Annotated in this window: 19 protein-coding genes and 1 tRNA gene; 11 read left to right on the top strand and 9 right to left on the bottom strand. The window is 32.5% G+C overall.

Translation table 11 applies throughout. The annotated features are described in order from the left end of the window. The 3 genes from R2808_RS05605 to ribB form a co-directional block, all read left to right on the top strand. Positions 1-394, top strand: a 394-nt coding sequence (locus tag R2808_RS05605; RefSeq protein ID WP_371269979.1) for an outer membrane lipoprotein carrier protein LolA, incomplete at its 5' end; no start/stop codon positions are given. 9 nt (positions 395-403) lie between these two features. After that, positions 404-1,915 carry an LptF/LptG family permease gene (locus R2808_RS05600; protein ID WP_371269978.1) on the top strand — a complete coding sequence of 504 codons (1,512 nt, stop codon included), beginning with the start codon at positions 404-406 and terminating at the stop codon, positions 1,913-1,915. After that, a complete protein-coding gene (ribB, locus tag R2808_RS05595) occupies positions 1,916-3,049 on the top strand; it encodes a 3,4-dihydroxy-2-butanone-4-phosphate synthase (RefSeq protein WP_371269977.1) in 1,134 nt (377 codons plus the stop codon). Here the strand turns inward: ribB and R2808_RS05590 are convergent. Further along, positions 3,046-3,801, bottom strand: coding sequence for a sulfite exporter TauE/SafE family protein (locus tag R2808_RS05590; RefSeq protein WP_371269976.1), 756 nt, complete (start codon positions 3,799-3,801; stop codon positions 3,046-3,048). The genes ribB and R2808_RS05590 overlap by 4 nt on opposite strands. A 203-nt stretch (positions 3,802-4,004) precedes the next feature. Here R2808_RS05590 and R2808_RS05585 point away from each other — a divergent pair. The 3 genes from R2808_RS05585 to R2808_RS05575 all read left to right on the top strand — a co-directional run bounded on the left by R2808_RS05585 (position 4,005) and on the right by R2808_RS05575 (position 6,262). Further along, positions 4,005-4,089, top strand: a tRNA-Ser gene (locus tag R2808_RS05585). A 311-nt stretch (positions 4,090-4,400) separates the two neighbouring features. Next, a complete protein-coding gene (ric, locus tag R2808_RS05580; protein ID WP_371269975.1) occupies positions 4,401-5,117 on the top strand; it encodes an iron-sulfur cluster repair di-iron protein in 717 nt (238 codons plus the stop codon). Between the two features lie 125 nt (positions 5,118-5,242). Then, the gene (locus R2808_RS05575) at positions 5,243-6,262 is read left to right on the top strand and encodes a M28 family metallopeptidase (RefSeq protein ID WP_371269974.1); all 1,020 of its coding nucleotides are present in this window, start codon (positions 5,243-5,245) and stop codon (positions 6,260-6,262) included. 81 nt (positions 6,263-6,343) lie between these two features. On the opposite strand, the gene glyA is transcribed toward R2808_RS05575, so the two are convergent. Continuing rightward, positions 6,344-7,618, bottom strand: coding sequence for a serine hydroxymethyltransferase (gene glyA / locus R2808_RS05570; RefSeq protein WP_371269973.1), 1,275 nt, complete (start codon positions 7,616-7,618; stop codon positions 6,344-6,346). A gap of 111 nt (positions 7,619-7,729) precedes the next feature. On the opposite strand from glyA, the gene fahA reads away from it, so the two are divergent. Together fahA and R2808_RS05560 are read left to right on the top strand one after the other, a co-directional pair. Next, positions 7,730-9,013 carry a fumarylacetoacetase gene (gene fahA / locus R2808_RS05565; protein WP_371269972.1) on the top strand — a complete coding sequence of 428 codons (1,284 nt, stop codon included), beginning with the start codon at positions 7,730-7,732 and terminating at the stop codon, positions 9,011-9,013. Positions 9,014-9,060: 47 nt separating this feature from the next. Beyond that, positions 9,061-10,242 carry a hypothetical protein gene (locus R2808_RS05560; RefSeq protein ID WP_371269971.1) on the top strand — a complete coding sequence of 394 codons (1,182 nt, stop codon included), beginning with the start codon at positions 9,061-9,063 and terminating at the stop codon, positions 10,240-10,242. A 31-nt stretch (positions 10,243-10,273) separates the two neighbouring features. Here R2808_RS05560 and ytxJ read toward each other — a convergent pair whose 3' ends face one another. Beyond that, the gene (gene ytxJ / locus R2808_RS05555; RefSeq protein WP_371269970.1) at positions 10,274-10,657 is read right to left on the bottom strand and encodes a bacillithiol system redox-active protein YtxJ; all 384 of its coding nucleotides are present in this window, start codon (positions 10,655-10,657) and stop codon (positions 10,274-10,276) included. Positions 10,658-10,804: 147 nt separating this feature from the next. Here ytxJ and clpB point away from each other — a divergent pair, with 147 nt between their 5' ends. After that, entirely contained in the window at positions 10,805-13,402 is a 2,598-nt protein-coding gene (clpB, locus tag R2808_RS05550; protein WP_371269969.1) for an ATP-dependent chaperone ClpB, read from the top strand. 99 nt (positions 13,403-13,501) lie between these two features. Then, on the top strand, positions 13,502-14,068 hold the full coding sequence (locus R2808_RS05545; RefSeq protein ID WP_371269968.1) for a GNAT family N-acetyltransferase: 567 nt from the start codon (positions 13,502-13,504) through the stop codon (positions 14,066-14,068). Here R2808_RS05545 and pafA read toward each other — a convergent pair. Genes pafA through R2808_RS05525 form a run of 4 tightly spaced genes read right to left on the bottom strand, consistent with a single transcriptional unit; the run spans position 14,060 to position 18,652 of the window. Next, positions 14,060-15,664 (bottom strand): alkaline phosphatase PafA, encoded by a 1,605-nt coding sequence (pafA, locus tag R2808_RS05540; RefSeq protein WP_371269967.1) that lies wholly within the window; start codon positions 15,662-15,664, stop codon positions 14,060-14,062. The two genes, R2808_RS05545 and pafA, sit on opposite strands and share 9 nt — an antisense overlap. 9 nt (positions 15,665-15,673) lie before the next feature. Next, on the bottom strand, positions 15,674-16,087 hold the full coding sequence (locus R2808_RS05535; protein ID WP_371269966.1) for a hypothetical protein: 414 nt from the start codon (positions 16,085-16,087) through the stop codon (positions 15,674-15,676). Between the two features lie 9 nt (positions 16,088-16,096). Then, entirely contained in the window at positions 16,097-17,041 is a 945-nt protein-coding gene (locus R2808_RS05530) for an NAD(P)H-dependent flavin oxidoreductase (RefSeq protein WP_371269965.1), read from the bottom strand. Next, positions 17,042-18,652 carry a S8 family serine peptidase gene (locus R2808_RS05525; protein WP_371269964.1) on the bottom strand — a complete coding sequence of 537 codons (1,611 nt, stop codon included), beginning with the start codon at positions 18,650-18,652 and terminating at the stop codon, positions 17,042-17,044. A 362-nt stretch (positions 18,653-19,014) separates the two neighbouring features. Between R2808_RS05525 and R2808_RS05520 the strand changes: the two genes are divergently transcribed. Continuing rightward, entirely contained in the window at positions 19,015-19,902 is an 888-nt protein-coding gene (locus tag R2808_RS05520) for a hypothetical protein (RefSeq protein ID WP_371269963.1), read from the top strand. Between the two features lie 34 nt (positions 19,903-19,936). Here the strand turns inward: R2808_RS05520 and mnmA are convergent, their stop codons facing one another. Together mnmA and R2808_RS05510 are read right to left on the bottom strand one after the other, a co-directional pair. Then, entirely contained in the window at positions 19,937-21,124 is a 1,188-nt protein-coding gene (mnmA, locus tag R2808_RS05515) for a tRNA 2-thiouridine(34) synthase MnmA (RefSeq protein ID WP_371269962.1), read from the bottom strand. Next, the gene (locus R2808_RS05510; protein WP_371269961.1) at positions 21,121-21,852 is read right to left on the bottom strand and encodes a toxin-antitoxin system YwqK family antitoxin; all 732 of its coding nucleotides are present in this window, start codon (positions 21,850-21,852) and stop codon (positions 21,121-21,123) included. The genes mnmA and R2808_RS05510 overlap by 4 nt, the downstream gene beginning before the upstream one ends. Between the last annotated feature and the right edge of the window lie 38 nt (positions 21,853-21,890).

Below are 21,890 nucleotides of genomic sequence, written 5' to 3'. Positions count from 1 at the left end.
TGGTAAAAAAGTTTACACAATAGTTCCTGAAGATGAAGAAATAACCATTTCTAAATTTGATGAAAACGATAAAGATGCTATTACACCTAATAGAATGTTAACTTTTTTTAACTCTGGTTTTAAATACAGTTGGGATATTTTACAAAACGTAAAAGGACGCAAAATTCAGTATGTAAAATTAATACCGATTAGTTCTAAAGACCAACGAAAAGAAATACTAATTGGTATAGACCAACAAACAAAAAACATTTACAACCTAATAGAAGTTGGAAAAAATGGCACAAAAACAACTTTAACTGTTAATTCTTTTAAAACAAACCAGCCATTATCAAAAAATCATTTTACCTTTACCGAATCAAAATATAAAGACTATTACATTAATAGGTTGGATTAAAATAGTTGGGTGAAAATTTTAGATAAATACATCATTAAACAATATATGATTACATTTATTTCGGTATTTGTAATCTTATTTTTTATATTCATTTTACAAGGTATTTGGCTGTTTATTGCCGATTTAGCCGGTAAAGATTTAGACACTTTTACCATAATAAAATTTTTATCGTTTTATGCACCCACTGTAGTTCCTTTGGTTTTACCACTATCGGTTTTATTAGCAGGAATTATGACTTTTGGTAGTTTTGCCGAAAATTATGAATTTGCCGCTATGAAATCGTCTGGAATTTCGCTACAGCGCGCTATGAAAATGCTATCGTTTGCCATTTTGCTATTAAGTTTTATTACATTTTTCTTTGCCAACAACGTAATTCCAGAATCGCAATATCGCTTTTTAAATTTGCGCAAAGAAATTTTACAGCTAAAACCCGCAATGGCAATAGCAAAAGGACAATTTAATACAATTGGTAATATTAATATTAAAGTAGAAGATAAATCTGGCGATAACGGTCAATTTTTAACCAATGTTACCATGCACATCAAAAACCAAAAAACAGGTGCTGGTGCAAATACCGTTATAAAAGCAAAAAAAGGGATTTTAAAAGGCGATGTGCAACCAAATGTGCTTCAATTAGAACTATTAGATGGAAATTATTATGAAAATATAATTCCAAAAAATTATAACGAAGGTAAAAAGTTACCTTTTGCTAAAAGTAGTTTTCAAAAGTATATTGTAAATATCGATTTGGCGAAACTAAACCAAAACGATAAAAAAGACGATGGCAATATTACTACAGAAAAAATGCTAAATATTAGCCAATTAAATTACGCCTTAGATTCGCTTCAAAACAACTTTTCTAAAGATGTAGTATCCTATAGTGAAAATGCCGTAATACGTTATGTAAGCGCAGCACAGCGCAGTCCTAAAAAAACTCAACTTCTACTAAGTGAAGATGAAACTTCTGATACTAAAAATACTGAAAAAACTACTACCAAAACAACCGCAATACAATCGAACACTATACTCGATTATGCTACAACTACTAGCGAAAAAAAGCAAATTTTAGAACTAGCCAAAAACAACGTTACTAGCACAATTTCGTCTATAACAATGGCAAGATCCAATTTAGAAAATAAAAAGAAAAACATTAATGCCCATTGGATCGTTTATCATGAAAAGTTTATGGTTGCCTATTCTTGTTTGTTAATGTTTTTTATTGGCGCACCACTTGGCGCTATTATTAGAAAAGGTGGTTTAGGCTTACCAATGGTTTTTGCTATTATTATTTTTATTGCTTATCACTTTTTAAACTTATTTGGAAAAAAATTAGCTCAAGAAGATGCTTTAGACCCTGCTCTAGGTGTTTGGCTCTCATCGTTAACATTAACCCCTTTAGCTATATTTTTAACCTACAGAGCTACTAATGATATAGGAGTTATGCTTAACTTTGATTGGATTACAGAACCTTTTAAAAAACTATTTTATAAAATAACCAACACAAAACAAACCACTACATAAATGTCAACCAACATACAACTCAACACTATAGAAGAAGCCATTGAAGATATTCGTCAAGGAAAAGTTATTATTGTAGTAGATGACGAAAACCGTGAAAATGAAGGCGATTTTTTAGCTGCTGCCGAAAAAGTAACCCCCGAAATGATTAATTTTATGGCAACACACGGTCGTGGTTTAATTTGTGCTCCGCTTACCGAAAGCCGATGCAAACAACTCGATTTACACACTATGGTTCGCAACAATACCGATCATATGGAAACTGCTTTTACTGTTTCTGTAGATTTAAAAGGCAATGGTGTTACCACTGGTATTTCTGCTGCCGATAGAGCCAAAACCATAACTGCACTACTCGACCCAAACACTAAACCTTACGATTTAGCTCGTCCTGGGCATATTTTTCCTTTAATTGCTAAACAAGGTGGCGTTTTACGTCGCACAGGTCATACCGAAGCCGCTATCGATTTTGCTCGTTTAGCAGGTTTTAAACCTGCTGGCGTTATTGTAGAAATCATGAACGAAGATGGCACTATGGCACGCTTGCCTCAACTGGTTAAAGTGGCAAAAAAATTCGATTTAAAATTGGTTTCTATCGAAGATTTAGTTGCTTATAGAATGCAACACGACAGTCTAATAGAACGAAAAGAAGATTTTACTATACAAACCCGATTTGGTAATTTTAGACTACGTGCTTATCTTCAAACTACAAACAAACAAGTTCATATTGCGCTAACAAAAGGAACGTGGAGTGCTGGCGAAAAAATTTTAACCCGAATTAACTCTACACAAGTTAATAACGATATTTTAGGAACATTAACCAACAATGTTGACCAAAAGTTAGACGATATGTTTAAACGCATTAACGAAGAAGAAAAAGGCGCTGTTATCTTTATTAATCAAGAAATTCGTTCGTTAGAATTATTATCGCGTTTAACCGAATTAAAACAGTTACAAGAACAAGGCGAACTTAAAGCTCCAAAAATTAAAATGGATGCCAAAGATTTCGGCATTGGAGCTCAAATATTACACGATTTAGATATTTCTAAACTCCGATTACTTTCTAACAGTACAGCAAACACAAAACGAGTTGGAATGATTGGTTATGGATTAGAAATTGTAGAATATGTAAACTACTAGCCAAAAAACCACAATTTAATAGCTAAAGCCATTATTGTAACGATTAAAAAATAGCGTATAATTTTATCGTTCTTTTTTACACTCCACCTACTACCAACCCATGCACCAGTGGCGTTTCCTATTGTAAGAATAAAAGCTAATACATAATTAATTTTATCGTTTAACGCAAAAATAATAACTGCTGCAATGGTATAAATTGCTACCACATATACTTTTGTTACATTCGATTGCAATAATGAAAGTTTATTTAAACGTGGCAAAATAACTAACATTAAAAAACCTATTCCAGCATTTATAAAACCACCATAAATTCCTAAAAAGAAAAAAACAACAATTGCTATATACAAATATTTACCAGTAGTACGTGCTGCTAAATTTAGATAATTTTGCTTGGTATTAAAAAGGATTGCTAGCAGAACCCCTATCATAATCAAGGCTAAAATACGATTAAATAAAACGCCATCAATATTTAAAGCTAAATTAGCTCCAATAATTGCCCCCATAAAAGCAGCAATGCCTAGATATAAACTAAACGGGTAAGTAGAAACTCCTTTACTTTTAAAACCTTTTACAGCTGTAAAGGTTTGAATTAAAATTGCAATTCTATTCGTTCCATTTGCTAATGGAGCAGGAAGTCCTAAAAATAATAAAGCTGGTAGTGTTAATAAAGTTCCTCCTCCTGCTACCGTATTTAAAAAACCAGCCACAAAACCAATAGGAATAAGTAGTAAATATTGTAATTCAAAATCCATTCTTATAATTTACCGCGCAAATATATTAAATAAAATAGGTAAACGAAGCACCTATAAATTATTTTCGCCATTCTATTATTTTTGAAAATCAAACACTTATAACAATGTTTTGAAAAAAAAATAATTTTTTTGTCAATTTCCTTTTTTAGAAAAAAAAAGGTTTCTATATTTGCACTCGCAACGCAGAAATGTGTACTTTTATTGGAGAAATGGCAGAGTGGTCGAATGCGGCAGTCTTGAAAACTGTTGACTGTAACAGGTCCGGGGGTTCGAATCCCTCTTTCTCCGCGGAATTAAAACCCTATCAATTGATTATCAATTAGTTAGGGTTTTTTATTTATATTTTATTCCTACTTTTAAATTAAAATCTAATCTAAAATTTCTAAATTTTAGACTTAAATTTAATAAACTAGTTTAAAAATTTACCCATCTTACAATTTAGTTGTTTTTATTAATATTGATTAATAAAAATGCTATCTGACAAACAATTTTACGATAAAAAAGAAGATACTTTATCAAAATAGCAAAAAAATGTATTGTGATTATAATCATAAAATAAAAATTAAGTATACCATAATTTTGCCTATAAATTACAAACCATGACAATAAATAAAACAACAACAATAGGCGAAATAGTTGCGCAAAACTATAAAACAGCTAGTGTATTTTCTAAATTAGGAATAGATTTTTGCTGTAAAGGCAACCGAACCATTAGTGAAGTATGCGAGAACAAAAATATAAAAGAAGATTATTTATTAAATTTAATTGTAAATGGTAGCACAACTTCAGAAAATAATGATTATAACTCGTGGACAATAGATATATTAACAGATTATATCGAAAAAACACATCATCGTTATGTTGAAGAAAAATCAGCTATAATTCTAACGTTTTTAAATAAATTAACAAAAGTTCATGGCGAAAAACATCCTGAGCTTTTTGAAATTAACACCTTATTTAAAACAAGTGTAGCCGAGTTAACGCAACACATGAAAAAAGAAGAACTATTATTATTTCCCTTTATTAAAAAAATGATTCACGCTTCTTCAACTAACACTCTTATAAACAAAGTAGCTTTTGGAAATATAGAGAACCCCATTAACATGATGAAACACGAACATGAAAATGAAGGCGAAAGATTCGAAAAAATTTCTACATTAAGTAATACTTACACGCCTCCAGCAGATGCTTGCAACACTTATAAAGTTACATTTCAAATGCTTAACGAGTTTCAAGAAGACTTACACAAACATATTCATCTTGAAAACAATATTTTGTTTCCAAAAGCTATACAATTATACCAACATATTTTTTAGTTAATTGGGTTTTTATTTAATTCTAAGGTCTGCTCTAACCAGCAGACTTTTTTATTTTATTGTCAAATAAAAAATTTTACCTGTAAAAAAAATACTATATTTGATAAAAATTAATGCTTAAAAAAATGACTAAGAAAATATGTTTTTTTGTTCTTGTTGCTTTAGCTACAAGTTGTTCAACATCTAAAAATACAACTAAAAAAGCTACTGTAAACCAATATTTACAAGCCATTTCAACAAACGATTTAAAAACAAATCTTTACGTTATTGCTTCCGATGAAAACCAAGGTAGAGACACAGGCTCTGAAGGACAAAAAAGAGCTGGGAATTATCTAATTTCTCAATACGAAAAAAATGGAATTAGTTATCCACCTGCAGCTGATGGTTGGTATCAAAAAGTACCATCAGCGTTTATGGCAAAAGGATTTGCTCCTAAACTTCCTGATTCCGAAAATATTTGGGCTTATATAGAAGGGACAGACAAAAAAGACGAAGTAGTTGTAATATCGGCTCATTACGACCATGTAGGAATGAAGAATGGCGAAATTTATAACGGAGCCGATGACGACGGTTCTGGTACAGTAGCTGTGCTAGAAATTGCAAAAGCATTTAATAAAGCGGTAAAAGATGGATATAGACCAAAACGTTCTATTTTGTTTTTACACGTTACTGGCGAAGAACACGGTTTACACGGTTCGCGCTATTATTCTGAAAATCCACTTTATCCATTAGAAAAAACTGTTGCAGATATTAATATTGATATGATTGGACGACGCGATAAATCACATAGCGAGTCTAACAATTATGTATATGTAATTGGTTCCGATAGATTGAGTAGCGAATTGCATCAAATAAACGAAGAAATGAATGCAAAATATACCCAATTAAACCTAGATTATAAATACAACGATCGTAACGATCCTGAACGTATTTATTACCGTTCTGACCATTACAATTTTGCAAAACACGGTGTTCCTGCTATATTCTTTTTTAACGGTACACATGAAGATTATCACTTACCTACAGATACACCTGATAAAATTGAATACGATGCCTTAACAAAACGAACACAATTGGCTTTTGCTTTAGCGTGGGAATTAGCTAATAGAGCCGAAAAAATTAAGGTTGATAGAGATGGAAAGTAATTAAAAAACACAAATTATAAATAAAAAATCCGAGCCATATAACTCGGATTTTTTATTTAACATCTTAAAATGAACTTTCAATTAAAAAACAAACATTGGCTTATCTGCCATAAAATCGTTTACTTCTTCGGCAACTTGCTCTAATATCGCTTCATCTTGATAATTAGTGATTACTTTATCCATAAAGGCAACTATAGTTTCCATATCCGCTTCAACTAATCCACGTGTAGTAATAGCTGGTGTTCCTACCCTTATTCCCGAAGTTACAAATGGAGATTTATCATCAAACGGTACCATATTTTTATTAACGGTAATTTCGGCTTTTACCAAAGCATTTTCAGCTTCTTTACCTGTAATGTTCTTATTGCGTAAATCAATTAACATCATATGATTATCGGTTCCTTCCGAAATTATATTATATCCTCTTGCAACAAAAGCGGCTGCCATAGCTTTTGCATTTTTTTGAACTTGTAACGTATAACGAAAAAACGCATCGGTTAGTGCCTCGCCAAAAGCAACTGCTTTAGCTGCAATTATGTGCATTAGTGGTCCGCCTTGATTTCCTGGAAAAACCGCCATATCAAGTACGTGACTCATCATTCTAATATCGCCTTTTGGCGTTTTTAAACCCCAAGGGTTTTCAAAATCTTTCCCCATTAAAATCATGCCTCCACGAGGCCCACGAAGTGTTTTATGTGTTGTTGTTGTTACAATATGGCAATGCGGTATAGGATCACTTAACAAGCCTTTTGCTATTAAACCCGCAGGATGTGAAATATCGGCTAACAATAAGGCTCCAACACTATCTGCAATCGCTCTAAATCGCTTAAAATCCATATCACGAGAGTACGCAGAAGCTCCTGCAATAATTAATTTTGGTTTTTCTGCTAAAGCAATTTCCTGAATTTTATCGTAATTTAAACGTCCAGTCTCTTTATCTACACCATAAAAAACTGGATTGTACAATTTTCCCGAAAAATTTACTGGCGAACCGTGTGTTAAATGTCCTCCGTGCGATAAATCGAAACCTAAAATTTTATCACCTGGTTGTAAACAAGCAGCAAAAACAGCAGTATTTGCTTGTGAACCCGAATGTGGTTGAACATTTGCATAAGCTGCTCCAAAAAGTGCTTTAGCTCTATCTATTGCAATTTGTTCTACAATATCAACTACTTCACAGCCTCCATAATAACGTTTGCCTGGATAACCTTCGGCATATTTATTTGTTAAAACCGAACCTGCAGCTTCCATTACTTGGTCGCTAACAAAGTTTTCAGAAGCAATTAACTCTATTCCGTGTTGTTGTCTGTCTTGCTCGTCAAGAATAAGATCAAAAATTTGTTCGTCGCGTTGCATTTTTTTGTTGTATTCGTTAAAATTTGGTCAAAATTACGAAAAAGGTTTGTTAAATTCACAGTAAAGTTTATATTTGGTTCATAATTTATAAACAACAAATCAACTTATAATATGCCAAATATAGCCAACGACCCCACTCGAAAATCTTGGATTTTAGTTCCAGAAAATAGTGATTTCCCCATTCAAAATATTCCGTTTGGAGTTTTTATAACTAAAAATAATGATATTACCATAGGTTCGCGAATTGGAAATACCGCCATTGATATGGGCGCTTTACAACGCTTAGGGTATTTTGAAGGTATTGAACTTACAGACGATATGTTTATGCAAGATACGCTAAATGATTTTATTTCGGATGGAAAAAAAACATGGCGTTTAGTTCGAAATCGTTTAGCTGAACTTTTTGATGCGAAAAACCCTAAACTTCGTGATAATGAAAAACATTGCGAAATTATTTTGTTTGATGTTTCAGAAATTGAAATGTTACTTCCTGTGCAAATAGGCGATTATACCGACTTTTATAGCAGTAAAGAGCATGCTACCAATGTAGGAAAAATGTTTCGCGATCCAGAAAACGCATTGTTACCAAACTGGTTGCATATTCCTGTAGGTTATCACGGAAGAAGTTCTACCATTGTACCAAGCGGTGTTCCTGTAAAACGACCAAATGGGCAAACGTTGCCTTTGGGCGAAACCCAACCTATTTTTGGTCCGTCTCAACGAGTAGATTTTGAATTAGAAACTGCTTTTATTACAACCGATGCTAACTTAATGGGCGAACCTATTCCTATTGAAGAAGCCGAAGAATATATTTTTGGAATGGTTTTATTTAACGATTGGAGTGCTCGCGACATTCAAAAATGGGAATATGTACCACTTGGCCCATTTTTAGCCAAAAATTTTGCTTCGTCTATTTCGCCATGGATTGTAACTATGGACGCTTTACTTCCTTTTAGAGTAAAAGGGCCAGAGCAAAACCCAAAGCCACTGCCCTATTTACAACAAACAGGAGAACATGCTTTCGATATTCATTTAGAAGTTGCTATACAACCCGAAAATGTAGAAGAAACTATAGTCTCAAAATCGAATTTTAAATATATGTATTGGTCAATGTCGCAACAACTAGCACATCATACTGTAAATGGTTGTCGTGTTAATTCTGGAGACATGATGGGAAGTGGAACAATATCTGGTCCTACCGAAGATAGTTTTGGCTCTATGCTTGAGTTAACATGGGGTGGAAAAAATCCAATAAAAATGAAAGACGGTAGCGAACGAAAATTTATAAATGATAACGATACAGTAATTATTCGTGGCTATTGTAAAAACGAAAAGGTTCGAATTGGTTTTGGCGAATGTTCTAGCAAACTATTACCAGCACCACCAATTAAGTAACATATTTTAAAATATATTGTTTTTAAATTTTTTGTGGATTATTAAATATGAAAAAAATTACCTTACTCTTTTTGAGTATTTTAACAATAAGTTGTAGCTTAAAACAAACGCAAACGTTTTTAAACTCGGGCAACTACGATGTTGCTATAAATAGAGCTGTAGAAGCACTTCAAAAAAATAAAACAGCAAAAGGCAAGCAAGACTATATTTACATACTTGAAGAAGCCTTTGCAAAAGCAAACGAACGCGATTTAGACCGAATTAATTTGTTGAAAAAAGAAAACAATCCTGCTAATTACGAGCAAATTTTTACTATTTATAACCAATTAAAAAATCGTCAAGAAAAAATTAAACCATTACTACCTTTATCTTTTATTAAAGAAAATAGAATCGCAAAATTTAATTTGGTCGATTATAATGAAAAATTAATTTTATCAAAAAAAGAACTTTCTAATTACCTATATAACAATGCGCAAAGTTTACTAAAATCGAACAATAAAATGGATTTTAGAAAAGCTTACGACGATTTGCAATATTTGCTTGAGCTCAATGGAAATTATGAAAATGCTACTACTTTACTTGACCAAGCGCTAGCAAAAGGAACTGATTATGTATATGTTTATACCAAAAACGAAACCGGAATGGTTATACCTGAACGTTTACAAAACGATTTACTCGATTTTAGTACGTATGGCTTAAACGATACTTGGACGGTTTACAACAGCAACAAACAAAAAAATATTGCTTACGATTATGGTATGATTGTTAATTTCCGCCAAATTAATATTTCGCCCGAACAAATTCGCGAAAAGCAATTTATTAAAGAAAAACAAATAAAAGACGGCACCACTACGCTATTAGATACTAATGGAAATGTAGTTAAAGATAGTTTGGGAAATCCTATTAAAGTAGATAAAATGAAGGATATCCGTATCGATATTTATGAATTTACGCAAAATAAATCGTGCCAAATTACCGCAAAGGTTGATTATATCGACTTCAAAAACAATCAATTAATTGATGCGTTTCCTATAAGCAGCGAATTTATTTTCGATTACATTTATGCTACCTACAACGGCGATAAAAGAGCTTGTGAAGAAAGCTATTATCACTATTTCGATAAACGAGCTGTTCCTTTTCCTACAAACGAACAAATGATTTATGATACTGGCGAAGATTTAAAGGCAAAACTTAAAAACATAATTATTAATAATAAATTTAGGCGGTAACAAAAAAAGCAACTTAATTGAGTTGCTTTTTTTATATAAAATTTTCCAATTCCATTGCATTTATATCATTATGCGAAGCATCGTAAACCACTACTCCATTTTTAATTAATAGCAATTGAGGCGATTGATGAACAACCTCAAATCGATTAGCAATTTCGTTTGAAATGTCGCGATGATTTAATAAATCTAGAAAATATAAATCTACTTTATCTTCTGAAAGATATTCTTTTTCAAATTGATTAAGTACCATTCGACTAACACCACAACGTGTACTATGTTTAAATATAACAATAGCCTTACTGGTTGATTGCTCGATAATTTCATCTAATTGCTGTAAAGATGCCAATGCAATCCAATTCATTTTTGACGATTCGTCATTGTTTCCTTCTCCAAATAGTGATTTCAAAAAACTCATTTTGTTATTAATTACGACAATTTGACTGATTAAACCATTTTAAAATACTTAAAATCAGTCATTTTGTCTGGTTTTTAGTATTGGAATATAATTTGACTTATACCTAACACAAAAATAATAAAACAACACGAAAAGAGAATTATAGATATGAATTTTAAAAATTATACCATCAAATCGCAAGAAGCCCTACAGCAAGCGCAACAAATTGCGCAAGTTTTAGGCCATCAACAAATTGAAAATGAACATTTATTTAAAGGAATTTTAGAAGTTGATGAAAATGTTACACCGTTTCTTTTAAAGAAATTGAATGTAAATGTCGATTTATTTAAACAAATACTCGACAGTACTTTACAAAGTTTTCCAAAAGTTTCGGGTGGCGATGTTATGTTATCTCGAGATACGGGGAATACATTAAACGAAGCCAGTACAATTGCTAAAAAAATGAACGATGAATTTGTTTCAATTGAGCATTTTTTATTGGCTATATTTAAGTCAAAATCAAAAGTTGCACAAATCTTAAAAGATCAAGGTGTTACCGAAAAAGCTTTAGAAAGTGCTATTCAAGAATTACGCAAAGGCGAACGTGTAACCTCAGCATCGGCAGAAGAAACGTACAATGCGTTGAATAAATATGCTAAAAATTTAAACGATTTAGCAGCAAACGGAAAGTTAGATCCTGTAATTGGTCGCGATGAAGAAATACGTAGGGTTTTACAAATTTTAACCCGTAGAACTAAAAATAATCCCATGTTAATAGGTGAACCCGGTGTGGGTAAAACAGCCATTGCCGAAGGTTTAGCCCATCGTATAATTGCAGGCGATGTTCCTGAAAACTTGAAAGATAAAATTATTTATTCGTTAGATATGGGTGCACTTATTGCGGGTGCTAAATACAAAGGGGAATTTGAAGAACGCTTAAAATCGGTAGTAAAAGAAGTTACTTCAGGCAATGGCGAAGTAGTGCTATTTATTGACGAAATTCACACGCTTGTAGGCGCTGGTGGCGGCGAAGGTGCTATGGACGCTGCCAATATACTTAAACCAGCTTTGGCTCGCGGCGAATTAAGAGCAATTGGCGCAACAACACTTGATGAATATCAAAAATATTTTGAAAAAGATAAAGCTTTAGAACGTCGTTTTCAAAAAGTAATGGTAGATGAGCCTGATACCGAAAGCGCTATTTCAATTTTACGTGGTATTAAAGAAAAATACGAAACGCACCATAAAGTACGCATTAAAGACGATGCAATTATTGCAGCGGTAGAATTGTCGCAACGCTATATTACGAATCGTTTTCTTCCCGATAAGGCAATTGATTTAATGGATGAGGCAGCTTCAAAATTGCGTATGGAAATTAATTCAAAGCCAGAAGAATTAGATGTTTTGGATAGAAAAATAATGCAGTTGGAAATTGAAATTGAAGCTATAAAACGTGAACAAGACGAAACAAAATTAAAATCGTTGAATTTAGATTTAGCGAATTTAAAAGAAGAACGTGCTGAAATTTTTGCCCAATGGAAATCGGAAAAAGATGTGGTTGAAAACATTCAAAATGTAAAACAAAACATTGAAGATTTTAAACTCGAAGCCGAACGTGCCGAACGTGAAGGCGATTATGGAAAAGTAGCCGAATTGCGTTATGGTAAAATTAAGGAGGCGCAGGAAAAATTAGAGGCTTTACAAAAAGAATTACAAGAAAATCAACACGGTCATTCTTTAATAAAAGAAGAAGTTACACATGATGACATTGCTGAAGTTGTAGCCAAATGGACGGGAATTCCAGTTACAAAAATGTTACAAAGCGAACGTGAAAAGTTATTAAACTTAGAAGCCGAATTACACAAACGTGTAGTGGGTCAAGAAGAAGCTATTGTAGCCATAAGTGATGCCGTACGCCGTAGTCGTGCGGGTTTACAAGATGCTAAAAAACCTATTGGTTCGTTTTTATTCTTGGGAACTACAGGAGTTGGAAAAACTGAGTTAGCAAAAGCCTTGGCCGAATATCTTTTTGATGATGATAATGCCATTACACGTATTGATATGAGTGAATATCAAGAACGTCATAGCGTGAGCCGATTAGTAGGTGCACCTCCAGGATATGTTGGGTATGATGAAGGCGGACAACTAACTGAAGCCGTGAGAAGAAAACCCTATTCAGTAGTATTGCTCGATGAAATTGAAAAAGCACACCCCGACACATTTAATATCTTGTTACAAGTGTTAGACGAAGGTCGATTGACTGATAACAAAGGTCGTTTGGCTGATTTTAAGAATACTATTATTATTATGACATCAAATATGGGTAGTCATATCATTCAAGAAAAATTTGAAAATTTAAAAGGAAGTGTTGATGCGGCATCAGAAGCGGCTAAAGTGGAAGTTTTAGCAATGTTGAAACAAACCGTTCGCCCAGAGTTTATCAATCGTATTGATGAAATTGTAATGTTTACGCCTTTAACACAAGATAATATTAGCCAAATTGTAAAATTACAATTAAAAAGTGTAAGCAAAATGTTAAGCGCCCAACACATTACGCTTGATGCCACACCAGAAGCTATAGATTATTTAGCTAAAAAAGGTTACGATCCAGAATTTGGTGCACGACCTGTAAAACGTGTAGTACAACGTGAGGTTTTAAATGAATTATCGAAAGAAATTTTATCAGGAAAAATAACAACCGATAGTATTATTTTACTCGATAGTTTTGATGGTAAATTGGTATTTAGAAATCAAGATAAAAAGTAAGGAATAGTTTTTTCATAAATTAAGTTGATTAGTTCGAAAGCACTCGGTATTATTAAAATATCGGGTGTTTTTTTTATATTTGAAATGTAAATTAAGAATATGTTGCAATTAAACTTTTCTCCGTTTCCAAATTTAACATCAGAAAGATTAAATTTTAGAAAATTGAACGATAATGATGCTCCTGAAATTTTAAAATTACGCGGTGATTCTGAAACTATGAAATTCATTCCTCGTCCATTGGCTACATCAATCGAAGATGCTTTAGCGCATATTAAAATAATTAATGATAAAATAGATGAAAATAGTGATATTAATTGGGCAGTAACTTTGAAAGAAAGTGATAAATGTATTGGAATTATGGGTTTTTATCGTTCGCAACCTGAAAATTATAGAACCGAATTGGGTTATATGATTTTGCCAGAATATTGGGGTAAAGGATTTGTAACTGAAGCTGTAAAAACTTTACTTAATTACGCTTTTAACACCTTACAATTTCATTCTATCGAAGCAGTTATTGATGCGCGACATCTAGCTTCTGAAAGAGTATTGCAAAAAAATGGCTTCCGTAAAGAAGCCCATTTTGTTGAAGATTTTTTTTATAATAATGAATTTACCGATACCGTAAAATATGGAATTTTAAAACGTGAATATAATGCCTTACTTTAATATTTCAGTTAACACTTCGGCTTCGGTACTATTCGGAAATGTTATTTTTAATTTTTGAGCTAAAGTAGGCGCAATTGATGTGATATAATGTTTTTCATGATTTTCACCTTTAGGAATTTTCCATCCGTACCATAATAATGGCACATGAGTATCGTAAGTATATGGTGTTCCGTGTGAAGTTCCGGTAGCTGAATATTCAATATAACCTGGTTTATAAATATAAACTAAATCACCATTTTGCACCGGATCATATCCATGAGAAATATATTTTAAATAAAAATCGGCATTAGCATTTTCAATTATTTCTTTTTCAGAATATACCCGTTTAATGAATTTTTGGCTGTATAAAAAAGTTTTAAATTCTGAAATAACAGCATCGTAATTCAAATTATTTTCAGCAATTTTTTGTTTATCTAAAAACAAATTAAAATTAGAATTATTTACTACTACATCAACGCCAAATTTAGCTTCTGAAAACTGACGTAAACTGTTGTCGAAATTTTTTCCAATAATATTATCAACATCATATTTATTGTCTTTTAAATAGGTAACATTTTCAGCACCAGCATGATCGGCTGTTAAAAAAACCAAATAATTACCTTTACCTACTTTTTTATCTAAATAAATTAATAAATCAGCCAATGTTTCATCTAAACGCAAATACGTGTCTTGCAATTCGATTGAACGTGGACCGAGAGCATGACCGATATAATCTGTTGAAGAAAAACTTACGGTTAAAAAATCGGTTATGTCATCAGCTCCTAATTGTTCATTATCAATCGCAGTTTTTGCAAAATCAGCCACTAAATTATTACCAAAAGGCGTTACTCGTAATATTCCAGCATCGTTATTTTCGTAAGCTTCTTTTAAATTGTAAGGAAAGAAAGGCTGTTTTTTAAACATTTTACTTTCATACGGATTATTATCGTTTAAACTTTCATTATATGTTTCTTTCGATTTTAATAAATTCCAAGTTTGATTAGCATATTTTTCGTAATGTTTTTCATCGTTAAATTGTTGTGCCCAATTGGGTAAATTTTCACCATAATATGTACTTGAAATAAAACTTCCCGTTTTGCTATACCAAAATGCCCAATCAGCAAAATGTCCTGCTGGTAATATTGCACCACGATCTTTAATGCTAATCCCGATAACTTTACCTTTAAAATTAGTAGCCAATTTTAGCTCATCTGTTATGGTTGAACTTTGAAGGTTTCGCGGCGACATTTTTCCTTCATTTTCAGTACCATTACCCAATGTAAAAACTGCATCATCATCAGTACAATACATTTCTTTACCTGTAGCTTTATTATACCACTCATTACCTACAATACCATGTAGAGCAGGCGTTGTTCCTGTAAAAATAGAGGCATGACCAGGAGCTGTAAAAGTAGGCATGTAATTGTAATGCGTATTATGAAAGGTGTAGCCATTATCCATCAATCGTTTAAAACCGTTGTTAGAAAAATCATCAGAAAATCGGTATAGATATTCCATTTTCATTTGATCGACTACAATACCAACAACTAATTTTGGTTTATTTTGAGCATTTATAAAAAAAGGAAGCGCTAATAACGAAAAAAAAAGGTTTTTCATACTAAATAATTACTCTGTTACTTCTTCAATATCGTAGCAAAACACAATGTCTTTAAAGTAAATATAAACCTGTGTTTTATTTTTTTCATTTTTTCTTACCATAAATGAAACTCTACAAGCTTCTCCAAATTGATTCTTACAGATATACGAGTTAATTTCATCTGTTTTGGTTACTTGTTTAGGTAAAATTTCTAAAATGCGATAGTGTTGAATTTCTCTAGAATACACAACAATTTTATTTTTATCAAAATCTAAATTTACATACAGTTGTGTGTTTAGCGGTTCAGACCATTTTCCCCATTTGTTATATTTTCCTTCACGTTCTAAAACTGTAAGCGAAGTAGTTTTAAACTTAAAAGATTGTGCTTGAATTCCTATAGAAATTAGGAAAAATAATGCTATAAATAATTTTATACGTTTCATTTTAATAAATTAAAATTCAAAAGTAGTAACTTCTTTTTTGGCAGTTTGAAATTCGGCTAGAATATTTTGAAAAACAGTATTAACAGAAATAATTTCATAAATTAAACCTGCTACCTGACCAATTTCTAATTCACCTTCTTCTAAATCGCCTTCAAACATACCTTTTTTAGCGCGAGCTCTGCCTAATACATTTTTTAAATCATCAACCGTGCCACAATTAGCATAAACTTGTTGCACATCGTTATAAAATTTATTTTTAATTAAGCGTACCGGAGCTAATTCTTTTAAAGTAAGCATCGTATCGCCTTCGGCTGTATTTACAATGGTTTGTTTAAAATTTTCATGTGCACTCGACTCGAAAGTGGCTGCAAAACGACTGCCCATTTGTACACCATCAGCACCTAAAGTCAATGCGGCTAACATTCCTCTTCCTGTTGCAATACCACCTGCAGCAATAATCGGAATTGTAATTTTTTCTTTTACCATTGGAATTAATGTCAAGGTTGTAGTTTCATCGCGACCATTATGACCGCCAGCTTCAAAACCTTCAGCAACAATGGCATCAACGCCAGCTTCTTGTGCTTTCAATGCAAATTTTGTACTGCTTACAACGTGTACAACTGTAATGCCTTTTTCTTTTAGAAAAGATGTCCAAGTTTTTGGATTTCCAGCAGAAGTAAACACAATCTTCACATCTTCTTCTACAATAATCTGCATTAATTCTTCAATATTAGGATACAGCATTGGAACATTTACACCAAAAGGTTTATCGGTTGCTTTTTTACATTTTTGAATATGTTCGCGAAATACTTCTGGATACATAGAACCAGCGCCTATTAGCCCTAATCCACCAGCGTTGCTAACAGCACTTGCTAATTTGTAACCACTATTCCAAATCATTCCACCTTGAATAATTGGATATTTAATACTGAAAAGTTGTGTTATTTTATTCATTTATTGCTTCATAAATTTTCCTTGCAAGTTACTACTATTCGAAGAAAAATCATAAAAATAAACACCCGATTGAAGTGCAGAAACATCAACTGAATTATTATCAAATGAAATAGCACGTTGTAAAACACTTTGTCCTAATTGGTTATAAAAAGTAATATTGCCTTTAGTTTTTTTGTCAATAGTAAAAAATAATTTATCAGCTACGGGATTAGGATAAGCGGAAAAAGTACTGTTTTCAAATTGTTTACCACTTAGTACAAGAGCTGCCTGAAAATCGGGCACACCGTAGCCTTTGTATATATCTGGATTTGAGAATTGATCTGCAGATTGTTTAATGTATTGTATGACTTGTGCTGCAGTTAAGTTTGGTACAGCCGACCAGAAACTGGTTACCATTCCAGCTAAAATTGGGCTTGAAAATGAAGTACCACTTGCAGTTGCAATTGTACCTGTTGTAGTGCTTACCGTTGCCGAAACCCCTTTAGCGCAAACATCGGGTTTAACTCTACCATCGGCTGTATTACCTATCGAACTAAATGAGGCAATTGCTTCGGTACTATTTACCGCACCAACTGTTAAAATATTTTCGGCATCGGCAGGAATTCCTATGTGCGGTTCGCTTGAATTCCCTTCGTTCCCAGCACTTATAACACAAACAATTCCTTTTTCAAATGCCATTGATGCGCCACGAGAAGCAAAACCTATTTGGCCGTTTCGCATAGCATAAGTGTAAGAATAAGTAGGATTATCGTACTCACCGTAACCTAAAGAGGAATTAATTACATCAACCCCATAATAATCGGCAAGTTCTGCGCCTGCTACCCAATAACTTTCTTCTACAGGATTTTCAGAATTAACATCTTCCGTTATAAACAAATAATAGTGTGCATTGGGCGCTGTACCTATTAATTGACCATCAGCAAAACCACCCATAGTCGAAAGCACCATAGTTCCGTGGTTATGTCGTGTGTAATAATTTGTGTTGTTATCTGGGAAATTGTAACCTCCTAATATTTGATTGTTAGTTTGTAAATTTTGAAACGGAGTTGCCGTATCAACACCTATAAAACCCGAATCGAGCACAGCGATAATTTTTCCTTGTCCGGTATAATCTTGCTGATGTAATAGATGCCCGTTTAGCATTTCAATTTGATTTGCCGAATTTCCGTAATTATAATTTACTTCAACATCGAACTTATTCGTTAAAAATTGGTTTTTAGTTGTCGATTGTGTTCCTGCCATTCTCGCATTTAACGAATGATTTGCAAAGGTAATACTTTGCACAAACGATAAGTTTGTTAAAGCCTGTATATCGGTTTGGCTGCCACGAACGTGTACACAATTCATCCATTTTGATTTTGCCATAATGGTAATACCCGTTGCAGCGGCAACTTGACTGATATACGAAGTTGAAACAGGAACATCGGTGTCGTTTAAAGCAATTCCTTGGGCTGTTCTTCTATCTAATGCACGTTGTGTAAGCATTTGCAATGGATTAGCCAAATAGTAAGCAGCATCAGGTTTATCGGTAAAATATACCCAAGCATCTTCTTGAGAGTATACATTTGCCACCGACAAAACAAAACATAGTATAAGTAAAGATAAACGCATAGTTTTTTATTTCAAATATACAAAAAAGAGATTTATATTGTAAAAATCAATTAATTGTTAAATAACGTGAGTTCGATATAATTTTACTCAATATTTAAAAGTGTATTTTTCATTTTCAGTACTTTACACTTTATTTTTATTATTCATTTTAGCTTCGCTATGTTCGTTATTGCCTCGAGTCTTTGCTTGTCAAAAGAAACAAATCAAAAGAAAGGAAACTTTTTATGCACAAGTTTTATTTTCCGTAATGAGTTCGTAAATTTTCAATTTCAAGGAATTTTTAAACGTTATTTAAACTGTAGCTTATTTTTAACAATCTTTAACTTTTAAAATTATTTTTAATTACTATTTTTAAAACAATTATGAGATTAATCATTTTTTTTATTTGCATTATAACCTCTGTTTGTTACTCTCAAACTAAAATTGTAGTTGATTCTTTAACCAAAGAACCCATTCCATATGTTGGGATAAAATACAATTCAACTGGATTTTATACAGAGAGTAATGGTACGTTTACTTTACCAAACGAAGTTTTTGATAGTATTGAAATTTTTCATTTAAGCTATAACACAAAAACTCTAAAAAAAATAGAAAATGATACTATTTTCCTTACTCCTAAAACAACCTTTTTAGAAGAAATAGTTATTTCAAATAAAAAAGATACTATTACTATAAAACCGTCTCCTTCAAAAAAAACAAAAGATTTTAGTTCGTTTCCTATATCTCCAAGTAGTTATTTACTGACATTTTTAACCCCAAAAGATAAAGAGAAAAAGTTTACTTTAGAAAAAATAAAACTTCCATTTGATAAAGCATTTGGAGACAAATTAGATAAGACTATAGTAGGAATTATACGTATTAATATTTTTGAAATTCAAGACAATGCTAATTTAAATTGTGTATATACGAGTGAACCAATAAAAATACAGCGCGGAAAGTGGTTTTTAGTAGAACATAAACTACCCGAAGAGAATCAAGTAACTATTAATAAAAAAGGAATTGTTATTGGTTTTGAAATTATAGGATTTGAAAAAGATAGTAAATTATTGGATGACAATCAAAAACTATATCTACGACCAAGTATGACAGGTGTTGAAAATGAATACTTTAAATCTGAAACCTATATTAAATATTTTTTTGATAATAAAGCCGAAATGGTTGATATCGACCATTATTTAAACCTTGATAAAAACAGTACTAAAAAACATCACAGAACTACTAATTTAGGATTGACTTTATTTGAGTATTGATTTCAATGTATTTTTATATAAACTTCAAGTATTTTTAAGAAATAACTCCACTTCCTAACACTTCATTACCAATGTGCCAAGCCACAAATTGCCCTTCGGTTATGGCCGATTGTGGCTCTTCGAATTCTACATATAAACCATTTTTAACTTGGTGTAAAGTTGCTTTTTGTAAAGGTTGCCGGTAGCGAATACGCGCCATTACATCTAAAGTTTCGCCAGGTTGTAAGGTTAAATCTTCACGAATCCAGTGTACTTCATCCTGTTTTACAAACAATACTTTTTTAAACAAGCCTGGGTGCATATTGCCTTCTCCTGTGTAAATAATGTTTTTATCCACATCGGTTTCAATAACATACAAACCTTCTTTTGTACCACCTACGTTTAAACCTTTACGTTGTCCTTTTGTAAAATAATGTGCGCCTTGGTGTTTGCCTACTACTCTACCTGTTGTTTCGGTATAATTTTTACGTTGCGAAAAATAAGCTAACGCTTCTTCTTTAGAAGAAAAATCGGGTGTTGTTTCGTTAAAAACTTTAGCATTTGCAGGAATATCAATAATAATGCCTTCTTTGGGTTGCAATTTTTGCTGTAAAAAATCGGGTAAACGTACTTTGCCAATAAAACACAAACCTTGCGAATCTTTTTTTTCGGCGGTAATTAAATTGAGTTTTGCGGCAATTTCTCGAACTTCGGGTTTGGTTAATTCGCCAATAGGGAAAAGTGCTTTTGCTAATTGCTCCTGCGATAATTGGCATAAAAAATACGATTGGTCTTTATTACCATCTTTTCCTGCTAATAATTGATAAATTTCTTTTTCACTTTTTTCAATGGTTCCTTTTCGGCAATAATGACCCGTTGCTACAAAATCGGCACCTAGCGATAAGGCAATTTTCATAAAAACATCGAACTTAATTTCGCGATTGCACAACACGTCTGGGTTTGGCGTGCGACCTTGTTCGTATTCGTTGAACATATAGTCAACAATACGTTCTTTGTATTGTTCTGATAAATCGACAGTTTGAAAAGGAATACCAAGCTTTTCGGCAACTAAAAGCGCATCGTTACTATCTTCTAACCACGGGCATTCGTCGGAAATGGTTACCGAATCGTCGTGCCAATTTTTCATAAAAAGACCAATTACTTCGTAACCTTGCTCTTTTAATAAATAGGCAGCAACACTAGAATCTACACCACCAGAAAGTCCTACTACAACTCGTTTCATTTTTTTGATTTATCTTCTATATATCGCAATTCGTTCGGATTATCTAGCGTAAATGATTTTCCAGAAAACACTTCGGCACTTTCGGTTTTTAGTAATTTCCCGTTTTCGTAGGTTTCCCACATGCCTATTTTTATATCGTTTTTATAGGTTCCTTTTATTAAAACCTTTCCTTCTTTATCGTAATAAGTAATTGCACCGTTTAATTCGCCATTTTTATATTCTGATTCTTCTATAGGATTTCCGTTTTCGCCAAAGCGATAGTATTTTCCGTTACGTAATCCGTTTTTATAAAATGTTTTTTCGGCGATTTGTCCGTTTTTATAATATACTATTTTTTCGCCATCGAGTATGCCGTTTTTATAGTTTTCTATCGACATGATATTCGTACTTTGATAATGATAGTATTTCCAAGTTCCTTCTGGCATTTTGTTAACCAAATTACCTTCGCTTACTTTAAACTTTTTTTGGTCGAAAAAAACGGTATAACACATACCATTTCCAACCGAAAAATCGCGTGTGGCAATAATAGTACTCGCTTTTGTATCGTCGTAATATTTAAAAACACCTGTTTCTACACCGTGATTAAAATTGCCTTCATAACGCAATCTTTTCGATTCTTTATAATAACCTTTCCATAAACCATGGCGGTGTCCATTAGCATCTACTTGGTTAATTTCTTGAGCTAAAAGACTCCAAGAGCAGAAGAAAAAAATAACTATTGCTTTCATATTAAAGTTTTTCTAATAACGCTATTGTGGCAAAAATC

Origin of the sequence: Flavobacterium sp., assembly GCF_041392005.1 — a bacterium.
Classification (GTDB): Bacteria; Bacteroidota; Bacteroidia; order Flavobacteriales; family Flavobacteriaceae; genus Flavobacterium.
The sequence above is the reverse complement of the archived record's forward strand: the minus strand, read 5'-3'. Positions and strand labels throughout refer to the sequence as shown.